This window comes from Micromonospora sp. WMMD956, assembly GCF_029626125.1.
Taxonomy (GTDB): domain Bacteria; phylum Actinomycetota; class Actinomycetes; order Mycobacteriales; family Micromonosporaceae; genus Micromonospora; species Micromonospora carbonacea.
On record NZ_JARUBI010000005.1, the window covers coordinates 2,662,162 to 2,679,123 of the forward strand.

General features: G+C 72.9%; 14 protein-coding genes and 1 pseudogene. 5 read left to right on the forward strand and 10 right to left on the reverse strand.

Translation table 11 applies throughout. The features are described 5' to 3' along the window. The gene (locus O7628_RS12260; protein ID WP_074478242.1) at positions 1-666 is read right to left on the reverse strand and encodes a GNAT family N-acetyltransferase; all 666 of its coding nucleotides are present in this window, start codon (positions 664-666) and stop codon (positions 1-3) included. Between the two features lie 306 nt (positions 667-972). Here O7628_RS12260 and O7628_RS12265 point away from each other — a divergent pair, with 306 nt between their 5' ends. Beyond that, complete coding sequence (locus O7628_RS12265) at positions 973-2,289, forward strand: PLP-dependent aminotransferase family protein (protein WP_074478244.1); 1,317 nt, start codon at positions 973-975, stop codon at positions 2,287-2,289. Between the two features lie 7 nt (positions 2,290-2,296). Further along, positions 2,297-3,295 (forward strand): D-alanine--D-alanine ligase, encoded by a 999-nt coding sequence (locus tag O7628_RS12270; protein WP_278130457.1) that lies wholly within the window; start codon positions 2,297-2,299, stop codon positions 3,293-3,295. A 151-nt stretch (positions 3,296-3,446) separates the two neighbouring features. Here O7628_RS12270 and O7628_RS12275 read toward each other — a convergent pair. From O7628_RS12275 to rpmH, 9 genes and pseudogenes are all read right to left on the reverse strand, one after another. Beyond that, positions 3,447-4,043: pseudogene (locus O7628_RS12275) on the reverse strand (hypothetical protein); the annotation flags it as partial. Positions 4,044-6,157: 2,114 nt separating this feature from the next. Further along, positions 6,158-7,189 (reverse strand): ParB/RepB/Spo0J family partition protein, encoded by a 1,032-nt coding sequence (locus O7628_RS12280; RefSeq protein WP_278130459.1) that lies wholly within the window; start codon positions 7,187-7,189, stop codon positions 6,158-6,160. 30 nt (positions 7,190-7,219) lie between these two features. After that, on the reverse strand, positions 7,220-8,572 hold the full coding sequence (locus O7628_RS12285; RefSeq protein ID WP_278130460.1) for an AAA family ATPase: 1,353 nt from the start codon (positions 8,570-8,572) through the stop codon (positions 7,220-7,222). A gap of 264 nt (positions 8,573-8,836) precedes the next feature. Further along, a complete protein-coding gene (gene rsmG / locus O7628_RS12290; RefSeq protein ID WP_278136292.1) occupies positions 8,837-9,550 on the reverse strand; it encodes a 16S rRNA (guanine(527)-N(7))-methyltransferase RsmG in 714 nt (237 codons plus the stop codon). A gap of 199 nt (positions 9,551-9,749) precedes the next feature. Beyond that, positions 9,750-10,340, reverse strand: a complete 591-nt coding sequence (locus tag O7628_RS12295) for a R3H domain-containing nucleic acid-binding protein (protein ID WP_178066987.1) — start codon at positions 10,338-10,340, stop codon at positions 9,750-9,752. 213 nt (positions 10,341-10,553) lie between these two features. Further along, positions 10,554-11,537, reverse strand: coding sequence for a membrane protein insertase YidC (gene yidC / locus O7628_RS12300; protein ID WP_074478252.1), 984 nt, complete (start codon positions 11,535-11,537; stop codon positions 10,554-10,556). Between the two features lie 3 nt (positions 11,538-11,540). After that, positions 11,541-11,828, reverse strand: coding sequence for a membrane protein insertion efficiency factor YidD (yidD, locus tag O7628_RS12305; RefSeq protein WP_074478254.1), 288 nt, complete (start codon positions 11,826-11,828; stop codon positions 11,541-11,543). After that, positions 11,825-12,241, reverse strand: a complete 417-nt coding sequence (gene rnpA / locus O7628_RS12310; RefSeq protein ID WP_074478256.1) for a ribonuclease P protein component — start codon at positions 12,239-12,241, stop codon at positions 11,825-11,827. Before rnpA ends, yidD begins: the two co-directional genes overlap by 4 nt. 36 nt (positions 12,242-12,277) lie before the next feature. Continuing rightward, a complete protein-coding gene (gene rpmH, locus O7628_RS12315; protein ID WP_117668129.1) occupies positions 12,278-12,415 on the reverse strand; it encodes a 50S ribosomal protein L34 in 138 nt (45 codons plus the stop codon). Between the two features lie 204 nt (positions 12,416-12,619). On the opposite strand from rpmH, the gene O7628_RS12320 reads away from it, so the two are divergent. The 3 genes from O7628_RS12320 to dnaN all read left to right on the forward strand — a co-directional run bounded on the left by O7628_RS12320 (position 12,620) and on the right by dnaN (position 16,934). Next, positions 12,620-12,853 (forward strand): hypothetical protein, encoded by a 234-nt coding sequence (locus O7628_RS12320; protein WP_141724021.1) that lies wholly within the window; start codon positions 12,620-12,622, stop codon positions 12,851-12,853. A 171-nt stretch (positions 12,854-13,024) separates the two neighbouring features. After that, on the forward strand, positions 13,025-14,920 hold the full coding sequence (dnaA, locus tag O7628_RS12325; protein ID WP_278130470.1) for a chromosomal replication initiator protein DnaA: 1,896 nt from the start codon (positions 13,025-13,027) through the stop codon (positions 14,918-14,920). Positions 14,921-15,800: 880 nt separating this feature from the next. Continuing rightward, a complete protein-coding gene (dnaN, locus tag O7628_RS12330; RefSeq protein ID WP_074478262.1) occupies positions 15,801-16,934 on the forward strand; it encodes a DNA polymerase III subunit beta in 1,134 nt (377 codons plus the stop codon). The last annotated feature ends 28 nt before the right edge of the window (positions 16,935-16,962 follow it).

Here is a 16,962-nt window from a genome sequence, read left to right on the forward strand (position 1 = left end):
TCAGCCGCCGGTGGAGCGGGTCGCCGGGGCGGGTCGGACCGGCCGGAGCAGGGTCTCCGGGCTCATCGAGCCGAGCAGCTTCTCCAGGGCGTACTCGACGTCGGACTTCCAGCTCAGCGCGGTGCGCAGCTCCAGCCGCAGCCGGGGGAAGCGGGGATGCTGACGGACCGTCTTGAAGCCCACCGACAGGAAGAAGTCGGCGGGGGCCACGCAGCCGCCCGCCGGGTCGCCCTCGTCGCCGAACTTCGCGTCGCCGAACGCCTCGATCGCCTTGATGCCGCGCTTCGTGAGGTCCCGGGCGACGCCCTGCACCAGCATCCGGCCGAGCCCGCCGCCCGCGAAGGGCGCGACCACGTGCGCGGTCATCAGCAGCGCCGCGTCGGCGGAGACCGGGGAGGTGGGGAACGCCATCGACCGGGGCACGTAGGCGGGCGGGGCGTACATCACGAACCCGGCGGGCATGCCGTCGACGTACGCGAGCTTGCCGCAGGAGCCCCACTCCAGCAGTGTCTGCGAGACCCAGGCCTCCTTCTCCAGCCCCGGGTCGCCGGCGGCGCACGCCCGGTCGGCCGAAACCGGATCAAGCTCCCAGTGGACGCACTGCCGGCACGGCCGGGGCAGGTCCTCCAGGGTGTCGAGGGTCAAACTGACCAGACGTCGCGACATCGGCGCATCCCCAAAATAGGCTCGGAGGCGAGATCGACGCCGCCGCCTTCGGTACCTCCGACGAGCGATCGTACGCCGCCGGACGACGGTATGGGAGGGGATGCGCGAAACACCCCGCACCGCCCATCCGGGCCTGCCGCTCCGCCGCGCGGCCGGTCCGGGATGTGGACGGCCGGTAAATGGATCGGCCCGTCCGGGCGGGGAGGGACTACCATCGGTGGTCTGCGTCCCGTGCCGCCATGGTCTGCGGTGTCCCGGGTACCCCCGGGGGGCGGGAGCCGCCCGACACGCGATCGAGGTGATGTCATGACCGGCACGACGCTCGACGACTACACCGACCGGTACGCCCGGCGCGTCCGGGGCATGACCGCCTCGGAGATCCGCGCGCTGTTCGCGGTGGCAAGCCGGCCCGAGGTGGTCTCCCTCGCCGGCGGCGCGCCGTACATCGCCGCGCTGCCGCTGGACGCGGTGGGCGAGATGCTCGGCCGGCTCGGCTCCGAGCACGGCGTCACCACCCTCCAGTACGGCATCGGGCAGGGCTCCCTGGAGCTGCGCGAGCGGATCTGCGAGGTGATGGCCCTCTCCGGCATCGACGCGTCGTGCGGGGCCTCCCCCGAGGACGTGGTGGTGACCGTCGGCGGGCAGCAGGCGCTCGACCTGGTGGCCCGCCTCTTCCTGGACCCGGGTGACGTGGTGCTCGCCGAGGGGCCGACCTACGTCGGCGCGCTCGGGGTGTTCCAGGCCGCCCAGGCCCAGGTCGTGCACGTGCCGATGGACGACGACGGGCTGATCCCGGAGGCGCTGGAGACGGCGGTCGCCGAGCTGGCCCGGGCCGGGCGACGGGTGAAGTTCCTCTACACCATCCCGACCTACCAGAACCCGATGGGCGTGACGCTCAGCGAGGAACGACGCGAACGGGTCCTCGACATCTGCGAGCGCGCGGGCCTGCTGGTGATCGAGGACGACCCGTACGGGCAGCTCGGTTTCGAGGGTGACGCGCCGCTGCCGCTGCGGGCCCGGCGGCGCGACGGCGTCTTCTACCTCAGCACCTTCTCCAAGACGTTCGCCCCGGGGCTGCGGGTCGGCTGGATCCTGGCCCCGCACGCGGTCCGCGACAAGCTGGTCATCGCCAGCGAGGCCAACATCCTCTGCCCCAGCGGGTTCGCCCAGGCCGCCGTCTCGACCTACCTGCGGACGATGCCGTGGCGCGAGCAGCTCAAGGCATACCGGGAGGTCTACCGGGAGCGCCGCGACGCCCTGCTGACCGCGCTGGAGGACCTGATGCCGGCGGGCACCACCTGGACCAGGCCCACCGGCGGCCTCTTCGTCTGGGCGAGCCTGCCCGACGGCCTGGACGCCAAGGCGATGGTGCCGCGCTCGATCGCGGCCCGGGTCGCGTACGTGCCGGGCACCGGCTTCTACGCCGACGGCACCGGCACCGGCAACATGCGGCTCAACTACTCCTTCCCCACGCCCGAGCGGATCCGGGAGGGGGTGCGCCGGCTGGCCGGCGTGATGGAGCAGGAGATCGCGATGCGCCGGGTCTTCGGGAACACCGTCGGTCGTCCCGGTTCGCGGCGGGGGCAGGCCGGCGCGGACACCCCGGGACCCGACTTGGCATGATTCCGGCATGGCTGCGATCCCTGCCGAGCGAATCACCGTGACCGACCCCGCCAGCACCACCGACCTGCACGTTCTGGTGCTCGCCGGTGGACTCTCCTACGAGCGGGACGTCTCGCTCCGTTCCGGTCGCCGGGTGCTGGACGCGCTCCGCGCCGTCGGGGTGGAGGCGGAGCTGCGGGACGCCGACGTGGCCCTGCTGCCGGCCCTGGTCGCCGACCCGCCGGACGCCGTGGTGATCGCGCTGCACGGCGCGACCGGCGAGGACGGTTCGCTGCGCGGCGTGCTCGACCTGTGCGACGTCCCGTACGTCGGCTGCGACGCCCGGGCGTCCCGCGTCGCCTGGGACAAGCCGTCGGCGAAGGCGGTGCTCCGCGAGGCCGGCCTGCCCACCCCGGACTGGGTGGCCCTGCCGCACGACCGCTTCTCCGAGCTGGGCGCGGTGGCGGTGCTGGACCGCATCGTCGACCGCCTCGGGCTGCCGCTGATGGTGAAGCCGGCGCAGGGCGGTTCCGGCCTGGGCGCCGCCGTGGTCCGGGACGCCGCGGCGCTGCCGGCTGCGATGGTCGGTTGTTTCGCGTACGACTCGACGGCGCTGGTCGAGCGGTACGTCTCCGGCATGGACGTGGCGGTGTCGGTGGTCGACCTCGGGGAGGGCCCGCAGGCGCTGCCCGCTGTGGAGATCGTCCCCCGCAACGGCGTGTACGACTATGCCGCCCGGTACACCGCGGGCCGGACCACCTGGCACACCCCCGCGCGGCTCGACCCGGAGGTCGCCGCCACCGTGGCCCAGGTGGCCGTGGCGGCCCACACGGCGCTGGGACTGCGCGACCTGTCCCGGGTCGACCTGATCGTGGACACCGAGGGCCGGCCGCACGTGCTGGAGGTCAACGTCTCGCCGGGCATGACGGAGACGTCGCTGCTGCCGCTCGCCGTCCAGGCCGCCGGGCTGGACTTCGGCCGGTTGATCGGCTCCCTGGTCACCCGGGCCGCCGCCCGGCGCGGCTGACCGGTCTCCGCCTCCGACGCCGCCCGCCCCTGCTGTCTCCGGGCTACCGGGCGGCGTCGGTCGGTCCGTCCACCGGCTCCGGGATCTCCTCGGCGGCCTCGATCACGCCGACGCCGTCGTCCTCGCCCACCGGGTCGGGGGACGCCTGGGTGCCGATGCTCGACGGCGCCTGCCACTGGATGCGCGGCGGCTCGGCCAGCGGCCGGCCACCGAACTCCGCCAGCCAGGCGGCCACCATGGCCAGGTTCTCCCGCCACTGCTGCTCGGAGATGGGCGGGAGGATGGAGTCCCACAGCGACAGGAACGTGCCCCGCAACTGGAGCCGCCCGTACGGCCGGGCAAGGAACCACAGGTGCAGGTGGGCCGAGCCGTCGCCCCACCGGTTCACGTGGACGCGGGCGACGCCGTCGAGCGAGCGGATGGCCTTCTCCAGCCGCACCGTCATCACGCCCAGCTCGGCGGCGAGCAGATTGGGCAGGTCGCCCAGGTCCAGGTGGGAGCGGGACTCCAGAATCAGCACCATCGGCAGCCCGGTGGGCCGGTCCATGGCGCGGACACGCCACCGCTCGCCGACCCAGATGTACGCGTCGTCGGGCGCGGCGCAGGCCGTGCACTCCCGGTTCCCCTCGCCCTTGCGCGGAGGTTCCACCGGGACGGGGTCGTCAAGGTGCTTGACCCGAAGGTCGCCCTCGAAGGGGAAGGAGGGCCAGGAGGTGAAGTCGGGGACTGCGGGAGGGGTGTCGTGCACGACGCTGACCCTAACCGAGCAGACGGGCCCTGTCCCTACCTGATTCGTCCAGCGTCCAGGGGCGGCCCGGCCCCTCGTCGGACCCGGTGGCAACCGGCGGGCGAGGCAGCCGCCGCGGCCCCGCGCAGGTCCGTCCCGGGCGTGTCCCCCACCGTTGTCCACACGTTATCCACAGGCCGCCGAGGCGGTCGCCACTACCCGTCGTCCACAGGCTGACAACGCGTTTCACGCGGGGTTTCACGTGAAACGGGGTGGGGCTGTGGAAAACCGCTGTGGATAACTCCACGCCGTTCGGCGAGAGTTGTGCACAGCCTCTTGTCTCCCTCGTTCCTAACGAGCCGGTGGCCTGTGGGTCGCTGCCTGAGCGCCCGAACATGATCCCGATCGCCGCCGTCTTCCGGGCCGGACGACGCCGTCCTTTCGCCGCCGCAGGGGTGCCGGGCCGCGTCTGCTGCGCCGGCCGACGCGCCGGACGCCACGGAGAGCCGGCCGGTCGTCCGGCGGTGTTGACGGCCCCGGCTCTCCGTGGGCGTCCGGCCGAACAGGTGCCAGGCGACGGCGCCGGTGCCCGATCTGGGTGCTCGACCTTCCTTCAGTGGTCGTCGGGTCAGTGGGAACTCGTCATCGTCGGGTACGGCGTCGTCGGGTACGGCGGGCCCGCCGGGGACCGCTGGGCGGGCGGAGAGAGCGCCGTGGGTGCGGCGGCGAACGACCCGGCGCGGCGCGATCGTATGGGAGAGATCGGGCCAGCCGGCTGAGAGGGCCGTGCGGGTCCGAACCGACCAGCCGGGTGCCCCGGGGTGGGGACGCAGCCCACGACGGCGTGACGACCGTCTGGGGTCTGCCGCCTCACGGGTGCCGGCCTTGGCCCACCCCTGTGCGCTGCCCTCCGCCCTCCGGCCCCGCGGCATCGCGCTGCTCTGGGCCCTGCGCCCCCGGCCGCCTGTGTGCCTGCGCATCGGATGCGTCCGGACCCGTGGACTCCGGTGGGCGGACAGCGCTGCCGGAGCCGACCTCGGGGCGCGACCCTGGGTCTGGCGTGCTGCGCGTCGGCGATCTCGACGGTGAGGTCTTCCGGCTCTCGGTTCCACGTGAAACGGAGGCGGCGCTTCGCCCCGTACGGCCGGGGTCGCCGCCCCTGCGTCGCCTTCCGGCGCTGGACGAGTCGGACGGCTCACCCGAGCAGAGGGGGCCCGGAGCCAGGCGCCGTCACGGATCACCACCGTCGACGTTCTCCTTGCGCCTGCGGCGACCGTAGGCCCCACCTGCGGCACCGAGTCCCCGGAGCGGCAGAGGCCCGTTTCACGTGGAACCAGCGGGCGGCAGGACCGAGGCAAACGGGTGCGCGCGCTGGCTGGGCGGCCATTCGGAGTCCACCGGCGGGGCAGAGCCGGGACACCGCGTCCGGGAGGCGGTGTCCGACCCCGGGCCGGCCCGGACCCGGTGCCTGGCTCCGGGACCCGGCGGAGCGGCGCCGCGGGTGGCGTCCGGTGCGGGCTGGGCGAGCGCGCTGCGGGTGGCGTCCGGGGTCGTCCGGCGGCCCGCCGTCCTCTCGGCGACGTTGCGGTGTCCGGGGCCTCGGGACACCCCCATGTCGCCGACAGGCCGATCCAGGGCCGGCCGAGCGGCGCACCGGCTCGCCTATCGCCAACGACCGTCGCCAACGCTGGGGCCGTACCCCATGAGCCGGAGCCGATCGCCGGCCGGGCCTGTCTCGTCTCCTGGCATCGTGGGACCGAGCCCGCCCGCCGACGGCCGGAAGGTTTCACGTGGAACGCGCCGGCAACCGCGACGCGCGGACCTCGCCGCACCGGAGGAAGGGCCGGGGCGAGGGTGGGCGGGCCCTTCACCGCCCCAGCAAGATGCCCGGGTCGCCTGGCACCCGCCGATGCGGGGGACGCCCCGCCGGGAGGCGTCGCTCCGCAGGACGGCCGGGGCGTTCCGCACCGCCGCCTACGCGCTCGTCGCGGCGGTGTCCCGCAGCGCGGCCTGGGCAGCGCGGCCCGGCGGTCCGCCCGCCCCGACGGCAGCCCTGCCCGGCGCAGTCGCCCGAGACGCGTCGGCCGCGTCGTCCCGGGTGGGACGGCGCGGCCGACGGGGCGGGCAGGGGCGGCTCAGTCCTCGGGGGTCTCCTCCTCCTGGCCGACCCCGATGATGCCGACGATTCGCTCCAGGTCGTCGACCGTGGCGAACTCGATGGTGATCTTGCCCTTGCTCCGGCCGATGTCCACCTTCACCCGGGTGTCGAACCGGTCGGAGAGCCGGTCCGCGAGGTCCGTGAGGGCCGGGGCGTGCGCCGTGGTCCGCCGCTTCGCGGCCGGGGCCTTCGCCGGCCCGTCCGCCAGGGCCAGCGCGACGATCTCCTCGGTCGAGCGGACGGAGAGCCCTTCGGCGACGATGCGCGCCGCGAGTTGCTCCTGTGCCTGCGCCTCGTCCAGGCTCAGCAGCGCGCGGGCGTGGCCAGCGGAGAGCAGCCCGGCGGCGACGCGCCGCTGCACCTGCGCGGGCAGGTTCAGCAGCCGGATGGTGTTGGAGATCTGCGGGCGGCTCCGGCCGATCCGGCGGGCCAGTTCCTCGTGGGTCGCGCCGAACTCCTCCAGCAGTTGCTGGTATGCGGCGGCCTCCTCCAGCGGGTTGAGGTTGGCCCGGTGGATGTTCTCCAGCAGCGCGTCCCGGAGCATGGCGTCGTCACGGGTGTCCCGGACGATGGCGGGAATGTTCTCCCGACCGACCGCCTGCGCGGCCCGCCACCGGCGCTCGCCCATGACGAGCTCGTATTTCTCGCCGTCCAGGGCCCGCACCACGATCGGCTGGAGGAAGCCGACCTCCTGGATGGAGGTCTTCAGCTCCTCCAGGGCGTCCTCGTCGAAGACCTGGCGGGGTTGCTTCGGGTTAGGGACGATCGCGTCGACCGGCACCTCGGCGAATCGGGCACCGGGCACCGGGCTGAGTTGCGGCTCGGACAGCGGCATGGCCGCGGCGACTTCGACGTCGGCCGGCGTCATCACCGGGGCCGGTGCCGAGGCCGGGACGAATGCCTCGTCGTCTTCGGGCATCGCCGTCGTCGTCTCGACGGGCTGGACCGGGCCGGTGGGGATCAGTGCCCCGAGCCCTCGACCCAGACCGCCCCGAGGACGGTTCTTCATACGATGCCTCCCAGCGACTTGTCCGCACCACTACGCATTCCGGCTCACCGGCTCCTTGACCCCACGCTCGGCGATCTCCTGGGCGGCTTCGAAGTAACTCGTCGCCCCCCGTGATCCGGGATCGTAGGTCATGACCGACTGGCCGTAGCTCGGTGCCTCGGAGACCCTGACGTTGCGGGGAATCACCGCCTGGAGGACCTTGTCGCCGAAGTGGTTCCGGACGTCCTGCTCCACCGCGTCGGCCAGCCGCGTCCGCCGGTCGTACATGGTGAGCAGGATGGTGGAGACGTCGAGCCTGGGGTTGAGGTGCTTCCGGACCAGGTTGATGTTGTTGATCAGCTGGTTCAGCCCTTCCAGCGCGTAGTACTCGCACTGGATGGGGATGAGCACCTCCTGCGCGGCCACCAGCGCGTTGACGGTGAGCAGGCCCAGCGAGGGCGGGCAGTCGATGAAGACGTAGTCGAAGTGGCCGGGGTACGCCTCGATCGCCCGGGACAGCCGCGACTCACGGGCGACGACCGACACCAGCTCGATCTCCGCGCCCGCCAGGTCGATCGTGGCCGGCACGCACCACAGGTTGGGGATGCCCTCGACGCCCTGGGCCACCTCCTCCAGGGGAACGCTGTTGATCAGGCAGTCGTAGACGTCCGGTACCCCGGTGTGGTGCGGGACGTTCAGCCCGGTCGACGCGTTGCCCTGCGGGTCGAGGTCGACCACGAGGACCCGGTTGCCGTGCAGGGCGAGCGCCACCGCCAGGTTCACCGTGGTCGTGGTCTTCCCCACGCCGCCCTTCTGGTTGGCGACGCACATCACCCGGGTCCGCTCCGGACGCGGCATGGTCACCTCGCCACTCGGATTAAGGATCTGCACGGCGCGCATTGCCTCCATAGCCAACGGTGGGTCATCCTCTTCGCGCGTCGGGGTTTCACGTGAAACGTACGCGGCATCGGCCGGTTCGGCGCCATAGGCTCCGCCCGGCGACGCCGGCGTGTCGACTGGAACGGCGGCCCTCGGGGTCGCGCCGGGCACCACGTGCGGTGCGGACTGTTGGGGCAGGACGGCGGCGGGCCGGGGTGTCGACCCGACGTGAGCGGAGAACCCGGGATCGGGACGGTCGGCCTCCGGAGCGTCGCCGGGTTGATCGGCCCTGCCGTAGACCGTCCCGGTCGCCTCCGCCTGCGAGGCGGCACCGCCTCCCGCGCCGGGGCCGGCTGGCGGGGCGTCGACGCGGGGAACGGGGTCGCTGCCGTGCGGATATGCCGCAGCCCCGTACGGGTCACCGGGCCAGCCAGGCGCGCCTGTTTCACGTGAAACAGGGCCAACTGCGGACCGTTCTCCGCGCCCGTTCACCCGTGGATCGTCGTACCTGCCGTCGTCATGCACCTGTCATCCCTACCCGCTCCGGATGGTCGGTCCGCACCCCGTCGTCTTGGCCACGCTCATTCGCATCACGGAGCCTACGGCCCGGCGGGAGCGGCCGGGACCCCCTGGCGGCCAGATGGCGTCCGCTCCACACTATCGACGCGCGGTCAGCCTACGGCGGACGGGCGCGGCCGGTCCACGCCGGGTTTTCCCGGCCGCGCGTATCCGCACCCGGATCAACGACCCGAGCTGCGGTGGGAAGCCGACCGAGGGGAGGAAGCGGGCTCAGCGGCCCCGGCGACGCCCGCCGCGCGAACGCTTCGCCGCCGACTTGACGCGGGGCTGGTTCACCACCCGCTCACGCACGATCTCCACCACCGTCGCCGGCGGCTCGATCACGCCGACCCCGCAGAGCTGCACGCTCGGCTCGCCGCCGCCCAGCTTCGCGACGGCCTCGGCGTGTTCCGCGATCTCCTCGGCGGCGGACATGCCCTTCATGGCCACCAGCCGCCCCCCGCGCACGGTCAGCGGCAGGCACCACGCGGCGAGGCGGTCGAGCGGGGCGACGGCGCGGGCGGTCACGACGTCCGCGCTGAAGGGACCGACCCCGGTGGAGCCGGTCGCCGCCTCCTCGGCCCGCCCCCGGAAGACGCGGACCGTCTTCGCCAGCCCCAACTCCTCGACCACCTCGACGAGGAACGAGGTGCGGCGGGCCAGCGGCTCGACCAGGGTGACCGTCAGGTCGGGCCGCGCGATGGCCAACACCAGCCCGGGCAGGCCCGCACCCGAGCCGACGTCGAGCACCGACGCGTCCGGCGGGATCCGTTCCGCCACCGCGGCGCAGTTGAGCAGGTGCCGGTCCCAGATCCGTGGCGCCTCCCGGGGCCCGATCAGGCCGCGGACCACCCCGTCGGTGGCGAGCACCTCCGCGTACGCGGCGGCGAGGTCGAGCCGGTCGCCGAAGAGGACACGGGCGGCTTCCGCCAGCTCCGGCGGCAGCGTCGCGGCTGCCGGATCCGGTGCCTCTCCGGTCGGGTGGGGCGAATCGTCCCCAGGGACCGGTGCGGTCACGCCGGACGGCGCGGCCTCGGCGCGGGGCACCTCGTCGGCCGACCCGGGCCGGGCAGGCGACGGCCCGGGCGGCGTGCCGCCCGGGCCGGACACGGTGTCAGCCGTGGTGTCGTCGTGGGTCACCCGGTCAGTCCGCGGGCCGGACGACGATGCGACGGTTCGGCTCGACGCCCTCGGACTCGCTCTCCACGCCGCTCATCGCGTTGACGACGTCGTGGACGCACTTACGCTCGAAGGCGGACATCGGTTCGAGCCGCACCGGCTCCCCGTACTCCTTGACCTTCTCCACCGCGTTCTTGGCGACGGCGGCGAGCTCCTTGCGCCGGGTGGCGCGGTATCCGCCGACGTCGAGCAGCAGCCGGCTCGGGGTCCCGGTCTGCCGGAACACCGCCAGCCGGGCCAGCTCCTGGAGCGCCTCCAGGGTGGCCCCGCGCTGCCCGACCAGGTTCTGCAACCGGCCGCCGACGACCTCGACCACCGGACGCCCACCGGACACCAGCTCGTCGATGTCCCCGTCGTAGTCGAGGATGTCGAGCAGCCCCTCGACGTAGTCGGCGGCGATCTCGCTCTGCCGGAACAGCTCGCTCTCGGCCGGCGCCTTCTTCTCCCGGGGGGCGGCCCCGGTCTCGGCCTCCTCCTCGGTGTCGTCGGTGGCCTCGATCGGCGCGCTCTCCTCGTCCACTGACTTGTCAGCGCTGGGGATGCTGGTCTCGGTCACGGTCTCATCTCCGTACTCGCTCGGCCGGACCGTCGGGTCCGCTGGTTCCCCGGGGCCGGCGGGAGGTCGCCGGTGCCCACGGGCACGTCTGTACGGGCGGCTGTCGCCCGCGGCCGCGCTGCGCGCGGTGGGTCGGGCCCGGCGCTGCCCCACGGACGGCGGCCAGGGCCCGGTCCCGTCCGCGCCGGGCGGCCGGCGCGGACGGGGGAGGCGTCAGCCCTGGCGCTTGGCCGGGCCGCTCTTCTTCGGGTTGACCGGCTTGGCGCCCGGCTTCGGGCCGGCGACCTTCGGCGTCGCCGGGGCCTGCTTGACCGGGGCGGGGGCGGCCTTGCGACCGAACAGGCCGGCGGTCTTGGCCGGCTGGACCGGGCTGGTGGACTTGACGCCGGTGCGGCCCGGGGTGGGCGGCGGCGGGTACTTGCGCAGCACCCACTGCTGCTGGCCGAGGGTGAAGAGGTTGTTCGTGACCCAGTAGATGATCACACCGATCGGGAAGATCGCGCCGGAGACGAGCAGCGACAGCGGGATGCCGTAGAGCATCAGACGCTGCACCATCTTCTGCTGCGGGTCCTCCGCCCAGCCGGTCTTGAGGATCATCTGGCGGCTGGTGAGGTAGGTGGTGCCCATCATCACCAGGACCAGGATGCCGGCGATCACCTTCACGGTGGTGCCGTTGGCCCCGAGGCGGGCCAGCTCGTCGGCCGTCGAGCCGAACTTGCCGGCGATCGGCGCGGTGAAGAGCTTGGCGCTGGAGGCGCTGTCGAACTGCTCGACCGTCCAGCCGTAGAGCGTCTTGTTGACCTTGGCGGGGTCGAGGCGGCGCAGCACGTGGAAGAGGCCGAGGAAGACCGGGATCTGGAGGAACATCGGAAGGCAGCCCATGAGCGGGTTGGCCTTTTCCTTCCGGTAGAGCTCCATCATCTCCTTCTGGAGCGTCTCCCGGTCACCCTTGTGCTTCTCCTGGAGCTCCTTCACCTTGGGCTGGAGCGCCTGCATGGCCCGCTGGGACTTGATCTGCTTGACGAAGACCGGGAACAGGATCACCCGGACGGTGACCACCAGGAAGACGATGGCCAGGATCCAGGCCCAGTTCGTCCCGATCACCGCGTCGACCGGCACTCCGATGGCGTCCCAGGCCGAGTGCCAGGTCAGCAGGATCCACGAGATCGCGTAGTAGATCCAGTCCAGACTGAACAATTCTCAGGCTCCAGTCACTTCGGCACGGCGGCGACCGCCCGGCTCGGGCACCGGGTCGTGTCCACCAGGGTGAAAGGGGTGGCAGCGCAACAACCGTCGGACCGTCAGGCCGACCCCCCGGATCGCGCCGTGCCGGGCCACGGCCTCAAGGGCGTACGCACTGCACGACGGGTAGAACCGACAGCGGGCCGGCAGCGCCGGGCTTATCCAACGACGGTACGCGACGATGGGGCCGGTCAGCACCCGGGCACCCAAGCCCGTCGGCCGCGAAGCGGTGGAATCGCTGCTCATCGGGGCCGCCGCCCTCGGGGGGCGCGGGCTGCGGCGATCGCCGCGTCGAGGTCGGCCCCGAGCCGGGGGTAGGAGGCCTCGGCCGCGGCCGGGAGTGCCCGTACGACCAGGGTGCTGCCCTCGGGCAGGGCCGCGAGCCGCTCGCGGACCAGGTGCCGCAACCGACGCCGGACCGCGTTACGGACCACGGCCGGGCCGACGGCCTTGGACACGACGAAGCCGGCGCGGGTCGCTGCGGCGGTGTGCTCCGCAGCGGTGGTCCGCGCCGGCTCCGGCGAGACGTCCGTCGGTGTCCCCGATGTGCCGGGCAGGGTCAGGTGGACGACGAGCACGCCACGGCCCGCCCGGCGACCAGCCCGGACCGCTGCGGCGAAGTCACTGCTGCGCCGCAGTCGTTGCGCGGCGGCCAGCACGACTGCCCACGTCCCCCGGACCGGCCTCGGTCGGCCTCAGGCCGACAGGCGGGTGCGGCCCTTGGAGCGACGGGTCGAGATGATGGCGCGGCCGGCCCGGGTGCGCATGCGCAGCCGGAAGCCGTGGGTCTTCGCGCGCCGGCGGTTGTTCGGCTGGTAGGTGCGCTTGCTCACGTCAGGCTCTCCGTTTTCGTACGCCCCGGGCGCAGGACCGCCGGGGTCGTGTGGTGGTCCAGGCCACCTCGGCGGTGGCCCCCGATCGGTGCTGCCCGGCGGCGCGGGACCTCGACGATGCGGGGCAGGCGACCGCGGACAGCAAGCACGCACCACCCTAGCAGAGGGCGGCAGAGCAGCCGTTCCAGCCTACGCAGCGGGGTAGTGAGCGTCAAACATCCCGCAACGCCCCTGACCACGACCGAAGCGCTGCTTTTCACTGATGTCGCCAAGGGCGCCACCGCGTCGACGGTTGATGGCCCCGGCCCCGCGCTGTTAGCGTGCGCGTTTGCGGTCGGCGTCGTCGCCCCGTTCCCGTCGTCGGGCGAGACGGTCGTCGTCGAGCAGGACCGGACTCGGGCAAGACCCGACCAGGCAGTGAATCGTTCGGCACGGTGAAACCCGCTTCAGCGCCCGTTCAGACAGGGGGCAGGTCCCACCCGCTTCGGGCGGGGGGCCACAATCGGTCAGTACACACAGGCTGTGGATAACTTGTGGACGACGGCCGGTGAGTCGTCCGGCTGGACCACCGCGGCGGTCGGGAGCAGAAGCGAGGGGGGTGGCACGACGGTGGCCGGTACGACCGACCTAGCCGCGGTGTGGACGGCGACCACGGACGAACTCGCCGACGAGATCATCTCCGCGCAGCAACGCGCGTACCTGCGGCTCACCCGGCTCCGCGCGATCGTCGAGGACACCGCCCTGCTCTCCGTGCCCGACGCCTTCACCCGCGACGTGATCGAGTCCCGGCTGCGCCCGGCCATCACCGAGGCGCTGACCCGGCGGCTGGGCCGCCCGATCCAGGTGGCGGTGACCGTCCGGGTCGCCGAGGACCCCTCGGGCCGCCCCGCCGGCACCGTGTACCGCAGCACCCCGGACGCCGGTCCGGGCGAACAGCCCGCCCTCGACGGGTCCGTCGGCTTCGCCGCCCCGCCGGCGTTCGACCCCCGGGGCTACGACGAGCCCGGCGCGGGCCGGGGTGGGCCGGCGCTCGGCTTTCCCGCCCCGGCCCACCCCGGTCACGACGAGTCGGGCGTCGACCACGCGCGGCCACCCCGCCCGGGTCAGGGCGACGCCCCCGGGCATCCCGGGCCCGGAGACGCGGAGCCCGGGCAGGCGGGGCCGGTCCCCGCCGACGAGGGGCACCGCCCCGGGCTCGTGCCGGCCGCCCGCGACGCCCAGGAGCCCCTGTTCGGCGACGCCTTCGCCGAACCGCTGCTGCCCGGCGCCGACCGCCGCGGCTTCGAGGAGCGGCCCCGGCTCGACGTCGGCGGCGGCGCCCGGCCCTACGACGTGCGGTACCCGGCGGCCGCCGGGCCGGGGCCCCAGCGGCTGCCGCGCGACGGCGGCACCGACAGCGGACCGGGTCGCAGTGGCATGGATCACCGTCCGGGCGGCCGGGACGACCGGCGGCTGCCCGGCGGGACGGAGACCGGGGGGAACCGGCTCAACCCGAAGTACATGTTCGAGACGTTCGTCATCGGCTCGTCCAACCGGTTCGCGCACGCCGCGTCCGTCGCGGTCGCCGAGTCGCCGGCGAAGGCGTACAACCCGCTGTTCATCTACGGCAGCTCGGGGCTGGGCAAGACACACCTGCTGCACGCCATCGGCCACTACGCCACGACGCTCGGCAACGCCCGCTCGGTCCGGTACGTCTCGACCGAGGAGTTCACCAACGACTTCATCAACTCGGTCCGCGACGACAAGACGAGCGCGTTCCAGCGCCGCTACCGCGACGTCGACATCCTGCTGATCGACGACATCCAGTTCCTGGAGAACCGCGAGCGGACCCAGGAGGAGTTCTTCCACACCTTCAACACGCTGCACAACGCCAACAAGCAGATCGTCGTCACCTCCGACCGCTCGCCGAAGCAGCTCGCGACGCTGGAGGACCGGCTGCGCACCCGGTTCGAGTGGGGGCTGCTGGCCGACATCCAGCCGCCCGACCTGGAGACCCGGATCGCGATCCTGCAGAAGAAGGCGGCCCAGGAGCGGCTCTACGCGCCGCCGGACGTGCTGGAGTTCATCGCGTCCCGGGTGTCGAACTCGATCCGGGAGCTGGAGGGGGCGCTGATCCGGGTCACCGCGTTCGCCAGCCTCACCCGGTCCACCGTCGAGCTGTCGCTGGCCGAGGAGGTGCTGCGGGACTTCATCCCCGACGGCGCCGGCCCCGAGATCACCGCCGACCAGATCATGGTCTCCACCGCCGACTACTTCGGGGTCAGCCTGGAGGACCTGCGCGGCCACTCCCGCTCCCGGGTGCTGGTCAACGCCCGCCAGGTCGCCATGTACCTGTGCCGGGAGCTGACCGACCTGTCGCTGCCCCGGATCGGGCAGGCGTTCGGCGGTCGGGACCACACGACCGTCATGCACGCCGACCGCAAGATCCGTCAGCAGATGGCGGAGCGCCGCTCGCTCTACAACCAGATCGCCGAGCTGACCAACCGGATCAAGCAGACCACCTGAGGCGTACGCCCACCACGCCCTCGCCCGCAGCGGCGACCGACGCCCGGCCGACCACGGCCGGGCGTTCTCGCATTCCGGGGCGGCGTCGACCCCCGCGCCCGACCACCCGGGTCGACGTGACGCCGGTCACTTCCCGCCCCCGGAGCCGTCGTCCACAGGCGTGCCGGGACGCCTCGTGTTGACCCTCGACCCGGTTCAGGCCCCAGGATCGGCGCATGCCCGTCCACAGTTTCCACACGCTGTCCACAGGCGGTTGTCCACCGGCGGTGGAAAACTACGCACGGTCCGACCTCGGTTACCCACAGGCTGTGGACAAACCCTGGGGACGGTCCTGTGGACGCCTGTGGACGGCTGTGGACGACGACGCCCGTCGCCCACAGGCGGGCGGAGGGCTGTGGGCTTCCTGTTGAAGGTTCTGGGGACAACGACGTGAAGACCGTTACGGCCCGTCCACAGGACTGGGGAGAAAGTCGGTGGATAACCGGTGGATAACCGGTGGACGGCGGTGGACAACTCGGTGGATCGGCGGGCCTGTGGACGACCGGCCGGGTTTCCCCCCGGGTTCTCCACAGGCTAACCACCGGTGGATAACGTGTCTGACCTGCGCAGACGCGGGTTTTCCACAGTTTGCACAGGTGCTACGAAGACGATGAGTTTGTTCTTCTAAGAGAACAAAAACCAATCATCACCGTTGGACTTCCTGTGGATGGGGCCGGAACGGCCGGAGACGGTCGCTCCGGCACCGGCCCGATCCACGGGGTCGGGCGCACAGCCGATGCCCGCGCGCCCTAAGGTGCGATGGGAACCCGCACAGTCGGGCGGGACGGTGGGCAGCGGTCGGCATGAGAGAGTTGTCGCTGACGTCGACGCGGAGGCATTGATGAAGTTCCGAGTGGAGCGCGACGCGCTCGCCGAGGCCGTGGCGTGGACCGCGAAGAGCCTGCCCAACCGGCCGTCCGTGCCAGTCCTGGCCGGCGTGATGCTCCGGGTGACCGACGGCAACCTGCAGGTCTCCGGCTTCGACTACGAGGTCTCCAGCCAGGTGACCGTCGAGGTGCAGGGCGACGCCGACGGGGCCGCCCTGGTCTCCGGCCGGCTGCTCGCCGAGATCACCAAGGCGCTCCCGGCGAAGCCGGTGGACATCGCCGCGGTCGGCGCGCACCTCGAACTGGTCTGCGGCAGCGCCCGGTTCACCCTGCCCACCATGCCGGTGGAGGACTATCCCGCCCTGCCCGAGATGCCGGAGAGCACCGGCACGGTCGACGCGGCCGCGTTCGCCGCCGCCGTCGCCCAGGTCGCCGTCGCCGCCGGTCGGGACGAGACGCTGCCGATGATGACCGGCGTCCGCATCGAGCTCTCCGGTGGCAACCTGGCCATGCTAGCCACCGACCGCTACCGCCTCGCCCTGCGCGAGATGGAGTGGCACCCGGACGACCCGGACGTGAGCGTCAACGCCCTGGTGCCGGCGCGCACCCTGCACGACACCGCCAAGGCCCTCGGCCCGCTCGGCGGCCACGTGACGATGGCCCTCTCCCAGGGGGCCGCCGGCGAGGGCATGATCGGCTTCTCCGGCGGCACCCGGCGCACCACCAGCCGGCTGCTCGACGGCGCCAACTACCCGCCGGTGCGGTCGCTCTTCCCCGCCAGCCACAACGCCGAGGCCCGCCTCGCCGTGAGCACCCTCATCGAGGTCGTCAAGCGGGTGGCGCTGGTCGCCGAGCGCACCACCCCCGTGCTGCTCAGCTTCAGCAGCGACGGCCTCGTGGTGGAGGCGGGCGGCACCGAGGAGGCTCGGGCCAGCGAGGCCATGGAGGCCACCTTCACCGGCGACCCCCTGACCATCGGCTTCAATCCGCAGTACCTCATCGACGGGCTCGCCAACCTGGGAGCCCAGTTCGCGCAGCTCGCGTTCGTCGACGCCTTCAAGCCGGCGGTGATTTCCCCCGCAGGCGAGGATGGCGAGGTCATCCCCGGGTACCGGTACCTCATCATGCCGATCCGCGTCTCCCGCTGATCGCGCACACCCGACCCGGACGCAGCGG